A 6107-nucleotide genomic window follows, 5' to 3' on the forward strand; every position below is an offset into this window, starting at 1 on the left:
CGGTCGCGGCAAACCCGGTGGCAAGCCGGCCGGCAAGAAGCCCGGCTGGCTCCCCGAGCCGCCGCCGCGCGGCACCCGCAAGCCACCGCTGGCTCCGCTGCACGGCGAACCCGTGCGCGGCAAGGATGGTCGCCCGGCGGATCCGTATGCCGACCGCGAGGCCGCCCGCTACGAGCAGCCCATCGCCAGCCGCGAGATGATCCTGCAACTGCTGTCGGCCGCCGACGGCCCGATGGAGGCCGAGGCACTGTCCGAGCGGCTGGGGCTGTCCGAGCCCGAGCGCTTCGATGCACTGTCGGCCCGCCTGCGCGCGATGGTCCGCGACGGCCAGTTGCTGCAGAACCGGCGCGGCGGTTTCGTCCCGGCCCAGCAGGTCGACCTGGTACCCGGCAGCGTCATCGCCAACCCGGACGGCTTCGGCTTCCTGCGGCCCGACGGTGTCGGCGGCGACGACCTGTTCCTGCCGCCGTACGAGATGCGCAAGGTCATGCACGGCGACCGCGTGCTGGCCAGCGTCACCGGTGTCGACCGTCGTGGCCGACGCGAAGGCGCGATCGTCGAGGTGCTCGAACGCCGGCTGAGCCGCCTGATCGGCCGTTACATCCTCGAGGACGGCGTCAGCTACGTGGAGCCCGACGACCGCCGGATCCAGCGCAACGTGCTGATCCCGCCCGAGAGCCGCGGCGACGCCCAGGCCGGCCAGCTGGTGGTGTGCGAGTTGACCCGCGCTCCCGACGCCCGCCGCCCGCCGATGGGCCGCATCCTGACCGTCCTGGGCGAGCGCCTCACCGCCTCGCTGGCGGTGCAGGCGGCCATCCATGGCCACGACATCCCGCATCAGTTCCCGCAGCAGGTGCTCGACCAGGCTGCAGCGGTGCCGCTGGAGGTCCCCGAAGCGGAGGCCAGCGAGCGGGTCGACATCCGCGACCTGCCGCTGGTCACCATCGACGGCGAGGACGCCAAGGACTTCGACGACGCTGTCTGGTGCGAGCCCAACCGCGAGGGCTTCCGCCTGGTGGTCGCGATTGCCGACGTTTCCCATTACGTGCGTCCCGGCGAGCCACTGGACGACGAGGCGCAGAAGCGCGCGACCTCGGTGTACTTCCCCGGGTTCGTGGTGCCGATGCTGCCGGAGACGCTGTCCAACGGCATCTGCTCGCTCAAGCCCAAGGTGGACCGGCTGTGCTTTGTCTGCGACATGCAGATCGACCGCAAGGGCGAGGTGACCGCCTCGAAATTCTACGAAGCGGTGATGCATTCGCACGCGCGCCTGACCTACACACAGGTCTGGAACGCGGTCGGCGACGACGCCAGCGACGAGGACCGCGAGGACGCGCTGGGCCGGATCGGCGACCTGCTGCCGCAGGTGCAGCGCCTGCACCAGCTGTACCAGGTGCTGGCCAAGGCGCGCGCCAAGCGCGGCGCCATCGAGTTCGAGTCAAGCGAGGTCCGCTTCGTGCTCGGCGCCAAGGGTGAGGTCACCCAGGCCGGGATGATCGTGCGCAACGACGCGCACAAGCTGATCGAGGAATGCATGATCGCCGCCAACGTGGAGGCGGCGAAGTTCCTGATCGACGCCGAGGTGCCGGCGCCCTACCGCATCCACGACCGGCCTCCGGAGCAGAAATACGCCGACCTGCTGGAGTTCCTTAAGGAGTTCAAGCTGCGCATGCCGCCGTGGGCCAAGGTGCAGCCGCGCGACTTCACCAACCTGCTCAAGAGCATCCGCGAGCGGGCCGACTCGACCCTGATCGAATCGGTGTTGCTGCGCAGCCAGAGCCTGGCGGTCTACCAGCCCGAGAACGTCGGCCACTTCGGCCTGGCGCTGGAGGCGTACGCGCACTTCACCTCGCCGATCCGCCGTTACCCCGACCTGCTGGTGCACCGCGCGATCAAGCACGCGCTGAGCGGCAAGCGGCCGGAGAAGTTCAAGTACTCCCCGAGCGACATGGCCCAGCTTGCGCTGCAGTGCTCCGAGCGTGGCCGCCGCGCCGAGGAGGCCGAGCGCGAGGTCGACGAGCGCTACCGCGCCGCGTGGATGGAGCAGCACGTCGGTGGCGAGTTCGACGGCGTCATCAGTGGCGTCACCAGCTTCGGGTTGTTCATCGAGCTGGACCAGTCGAAGGTCAACGGGCTGGTCCACGTGACCCAGCTGCCGCACGACTTCTACCATTTCGACCCGATCCGCAAGACCCTTACCGGCGAGCGCCATGGCCGCGAATTCCGCCTGGGCGACCGGGTCAGCATCATCGTGATGAAGGCCAGCGTGGAGGAGCGGAAGATCGACTTCCGGCTGGTCGAGGAGCGCGGGGTCAAGCCGTTGCCCGAGCGCGGCCAGCCGGCCAAGCGGGTCAAGCAGAAGTACTAGGGGCCCGGTCGGGGAGCGGCGGTCGACGCCGCTCCCCTACAATGGCCGCCCCCCACGCGCCCAACTCCCCATGAGCCAGAAGCAATGGATCGCCGGCATCAATGCCGTCGCCGCCGCCGTCGAGCACGATGCCGACAACGTGCGCGAAGTGCTGATCGAGGCCGGCGCGAAAAACCCGCGACTGGTCGAAATCGAGTCGTCGGCACGACGGGTCGGGATCGACGTGCGCCGGGTCAACACCCAGGCAATCGACGGTGTGGTCGGCAACCTGCGCCACCAGGGCGTGGTGGCTCGTTACGCGGCAGCCCGGACCTGGAACGAGAACGAGCTCAAGGAACTGGTCGAGGCGGCGGAAGGTCGTGCGCTGCTGCTGTTGCTTGACGGCGTGCAGGACCCGCACAACCTCGGCGCCTGCCTGCGCAGCGCCGCCGCGGCCGGCGTGACCGCGGTGGTGATCCCCAAGGACAAGTCGGTGCAGGTCAACGCGACCGTGCGCAAGACGTCGGCCGGTGCCGCCGACAGCATCCCGGTGGTGCCGGTGACCAACCTGGCCCGGACAATGCGCGACCTGCAGCAGCTGGGGGTCTGGCTGTACGGCCTGGCCGGCGAGGCGGACGCGTCGCTGTACGCGCTCGACCTGCGCGGCAACGTCGGCTTGGTGCTCGGCGGCGAGGGCGATGGCCTGCGCCGGCTGACCCGCGAGAACTGCGACCAGCTGGTGCGCATCCCGATGCCGGGTACCGGGGTGGAAAGCCTCAACGTCTCGGTTGCCGCCGGCGTGACCCTGTTCGAAGCGGTGCGCCAGCGCCATTCCTGACCGAGGCACCGGCTTCACGCCCCGGGGGCGAAGATCCCGCGGCCGTGCTCCCGCGGCCATGCCGTGGTCCCGCCCATGAATGCCTTCGAACTTTCGGCTCCGCTGCCGGATTTCCTTGTCCGCGGCACGGTCATCTACTTTGCGGTCGTCATCGCTATCCGGCTGCTACCCAAGCGCGAGATCGGCGACCACTCACCGTCGGACATGCTTGCGCTGGTGATGATGGGTGCGCTGGTGGCCGACGGCATGTCGGTCGGGTCCGAGGAACCCATCGACTTCCTGCTGCTGGCGGTCGTGGTGCTGGCGTGGGACTGGGTCGTCAACGTGCTCGAGTTCCGCTTTCCCTTCATCAGGCGCCTGACTGCCGAGAAGCCGGTGGTGATCGTGCGCAACGGCCGGATGCTGCCGCGTGCGATGCGGCACGAGCTCATCACCGAGGACGAGGTGCTCGCGTGCATCCGCAAGAACGGGCTGGAGAGGGTCGATGAGGTGGCGCTGGCGACGGTCGAGAAGACCGGCGAGATCAGCGTGGTGGCGATGGACCGCTGAAGTGGGCGCGGCTTGCGTAGCCGGTCAGCCGACGGCCGCGACTCCGCGCGGCCAGCTGTTGACGATCCGGCAGAACAGTTCGGCGGTGCGCTCGGTGTCGTAGACGGCCGAGTGGGCCTCGTTCGGGTCCCAGTGGAACCCCGCCGCCTGTACGGCCCGGGCCAGCACGGTCTGCCCGTAGGCCACGCCCGCCAGTGTCACCGTGTCGAACACGCTGAAGGGATGGAACGGATTGCGCTTGTGGCCCACGCGCGCCACCGCGGCGTTGAGGAAGTTCAGGTCGAAGTGGGCGTTGTGCCCGACCAGGATCGCGCGCTGGCAACCGTGCCGCTTGCACGCCTCGCGCACCGGCGCGAACACGTGGTCGAGCGCGGGGCGCTCCTCCTTGGCGAGCCGGAACGGGTGGTCGAGCCGGATGCCGGTGATCTCCAGCGACTTGGGATCGATGTCCAGGCCGGGGGCCGGTACCACGTGCGCGTTGGTGGTCTTGCCGGGCACCAGCAGGCCGTCGTCGTCCAGCTCCAGTGGCAGCACCGCGATCTCGAGCAACGCGTGCCGGTTCCAGTCGAAGCCGCCGGTCTCCACGTCGACCACCACGGGCAGGTAGCCGCGGAAGCGGGTGGCCAGCGGGGATACGGCAGCGGCCGCGGGAGGCGAACCCGCGGGGGTGGTGGGGGTGGGGGAGCTCATCGCCGAAAGCCTAGCAGACCCGCGCGCCGGCCCTGCTACGCGTTCGGTTCGTTGTCCCGCACCGTGCGTATGCCGAGGATCACCCCCGCCTCGTGGAACTGCCGCAGCATCCGTTCGCCGTCGTCGAGGAACGTTTGGTCCGGTGTCATGTCAGCCTCTCCGGCGAGTGCGCGCAGCTGGCTCCGGCCATCCAGGTTCGGCTGCTGGTCCAGCCGTTGCAGCAGCCGGAACGCCAGCGGACTCAGTTGCTGGAAGCCCACCTTGCCCTGCGCATCGCGCTGCAGGAGCAGGCAGGTCGCGGCGTCGGGCAGGTGGTCCGGCAGGTATCCGGGGCCGATGCGGTGCACCGGCCAGGCATAGGCGAGTGGCCACGCCAGCGGTGAAACCAGCGGCGCGCCGTCGAGCAGATCGCCGTCGGGATCGAAGGGGACGTCGTCGGCGCGCGATTCGCTGATCTGCAGGGCGAGTTCGACCCACTCGTAATGGGCCAGCTCAACCAGCCACGGCGGGTCGCCGCGGCCGGCCCCGGCCCGGTGCTTGAGGTAGCGCAGGAATTCGCGCGCCAGTTCCGGGAACAGCGGGGTGCGCGAGGGATGTTCCCGGTAGAAGTCGCGTACGAGCCCCGTCCAGCGCTCCGGCTCGGGATCCGACCAGATGCGCCGGATGACCGGAAAGTTGCCGGCGAGCATCGATTCGATGTTGTTGAAGAACAGCTCGCGGTAGACCTTCAGGCGGCGCGGCTCGATGCCTTCGGGCGGCGGCGCATGGGCGGGGTCGCGGATGTAGTCGGCGAGCGCGCGCTGCGGATCGGCAGCGCGGCGGTCCACAGCGCCGCTTCCGGCCGGGTCTTGCTCAGGCGGCATGGCGTTGCCGCTGCGCGCGTGACAGGTGCGTCCGCACGGTGTCGAGTTCGCCGAGCAGCTCGTCCAGCGGCGGCAGGTTGAAGTCGCGCTCAAGCAGGGTCGGCCGCGGGCCGAACACCCGATACGCCTCGCCCAGCAACGCCCAGACCGGGCCGCTCACCGCGGCACCGTGGGTGTCGATCTTCAGGTCCGGAGCCTCGTCATGGTGGCCGGCGACGTGGAGGTACGCGATGCGCTGGCCGGGCAGCGCACGTATGAACTCCCCCGCGTCGTAGCCGTGGTTGGTCGCGTTGACCACCACGTTGTTGATGTCGAGCAGAAGGTCGCAGTCGGCCCGGTCCAGCACCTCGAGGATGAAGTCGATCTCCGGCATGCCACGCGGCGCCAAGGTCGCGTAGTAGGAGATGTTCTCGACCGCGATGCGACGCCCCAGCGTGTCCTGCACCTGGCGGATGCGTGTCGCCACGTGGGCGATCGCCGCGTCGGTGAAGGGCAGCGGCATCAGGTCGTACAGCTGGCCATGCATGTCGCTGCAGGCGCTGAGGTGTTCGCTGTAGATCGGGCTGCGGAGCCTGTCGAGGAATCGCCGCAGCTTGCCAAGGAAGGTCTCGTCGAGCGGGCTCGGTCCGCCCAGCGACAGCGACAGGCCGTGGCAGACGATCGGGTGGCGCGTGGCAAGCGCCTCGAAGCCGTCGCCAAGCGCGCCGCCGACGCCGATCCAGTTCTCCGGCGCGGCCTCGAGGAAGTCGAAGCTGCCGGCCGGCGCCGCCCGCAGCGGACCCAGCAGGGCCCGCCGCAGGCCGAGGCCGACGGCGTCGGC

6 protein-coding genes are annotated in these 6107 nt (G+C 69.7%); 3 read left to right on the forward strand and 3 right to left on the reverse strand.

What is annotated here, in order from left to right; genetic code table 11:
- From rnr to ACKVMH_RS12225, 3 genes are all read left to right on the forward strand, one after another.
- Window positions 1-2368: ribonuclease R (rnr, locus tag ACKVMH_RS12215; RefSeq protein WP_412700505.1), on the forward strand; the 2368-nt coding region annotated here is incomplete at its 5' end.
- A gap of 70 nt (window positions 2369-2438) precedes the next feature.
- On the forward strand, window positions 2439-3185 hold the full coding sequence (gene rlmB / locus ACKVMH_RS12220; RefSeq protein ID WP_215218297.1) for a 23S rRNA (guanosine(2251)-2'-O)-methyltransferase RlmB: 747 nt from the start codon (window positions 2439-2441) through the stop codon (window positions 3183-3185).
- A 75-nt stretch (window positions 3186-3260) separates the two neighbouring features.
- Window positions 3261-3734 (forward strand): DUF421 domain-containing protein, encoded by a 474-nt coding sequence (locus ACKVMH_RS12225; protein WP_215218296.1) that lies wholly within the window; start codon window positions 3261-3263, stop codon window positions 3732-3734.
- A 24-nt stretch (window positions 3735-3758) separates the two neighbouring features.
- On the opposite strand, the gene rnt is transcribed toward ACKVMH_RS12225, so the two are convergent.
- From rnt to ACKVMH_RS12240, 3 genes are all read right to left on the reverse strand, one after another.
- Window positions 3759-4424 carry a ribonuclease T gene (rnt, locus tag ACKVMH_RS12230; RefSeq protein ID WP_412700506.1) on the reverse strand — a complete coding sequence of 222 codons (666 nt, stop codon included), beginning with the start codon at window positions 4422-4424 and terminating at the stop codon, window positions 3759-3761.
- Between the two features lie 35 nt (window positions 4425-4459).
- Window positions 4460-5251, reverse strand: a complete 792-nt coding sequence (locus tag ACKVMH_RS12235) for an HvfC family RiPP maturation protein (RefSeq protein ID WP_412700507.1) — start codon at window positions 5249-5251, stop codon at window positions 4460-4462.
- Window positions 5252-5276: 25 nt separating this feature from the next.
- The coding region (locus tag ACKVMH_RS12240) for an HvfB family MNIO-type RiPP peptide maturase (RefSeq protein ID WP_412700508.1) at window positions 5277-6107 on the reverse strand (831 nt) is incomplete at its 5' end.

It is taken from the genome of Lysobacter zhanggongensis (assembly GCF_046638635.1).
Lineage (GTDB): Bacteria > Pseudomonadota > Gammaproteobacteria > Xanthomonadales > Xanthomonadaceae > Novilysobacter > Novilysobacter luteus.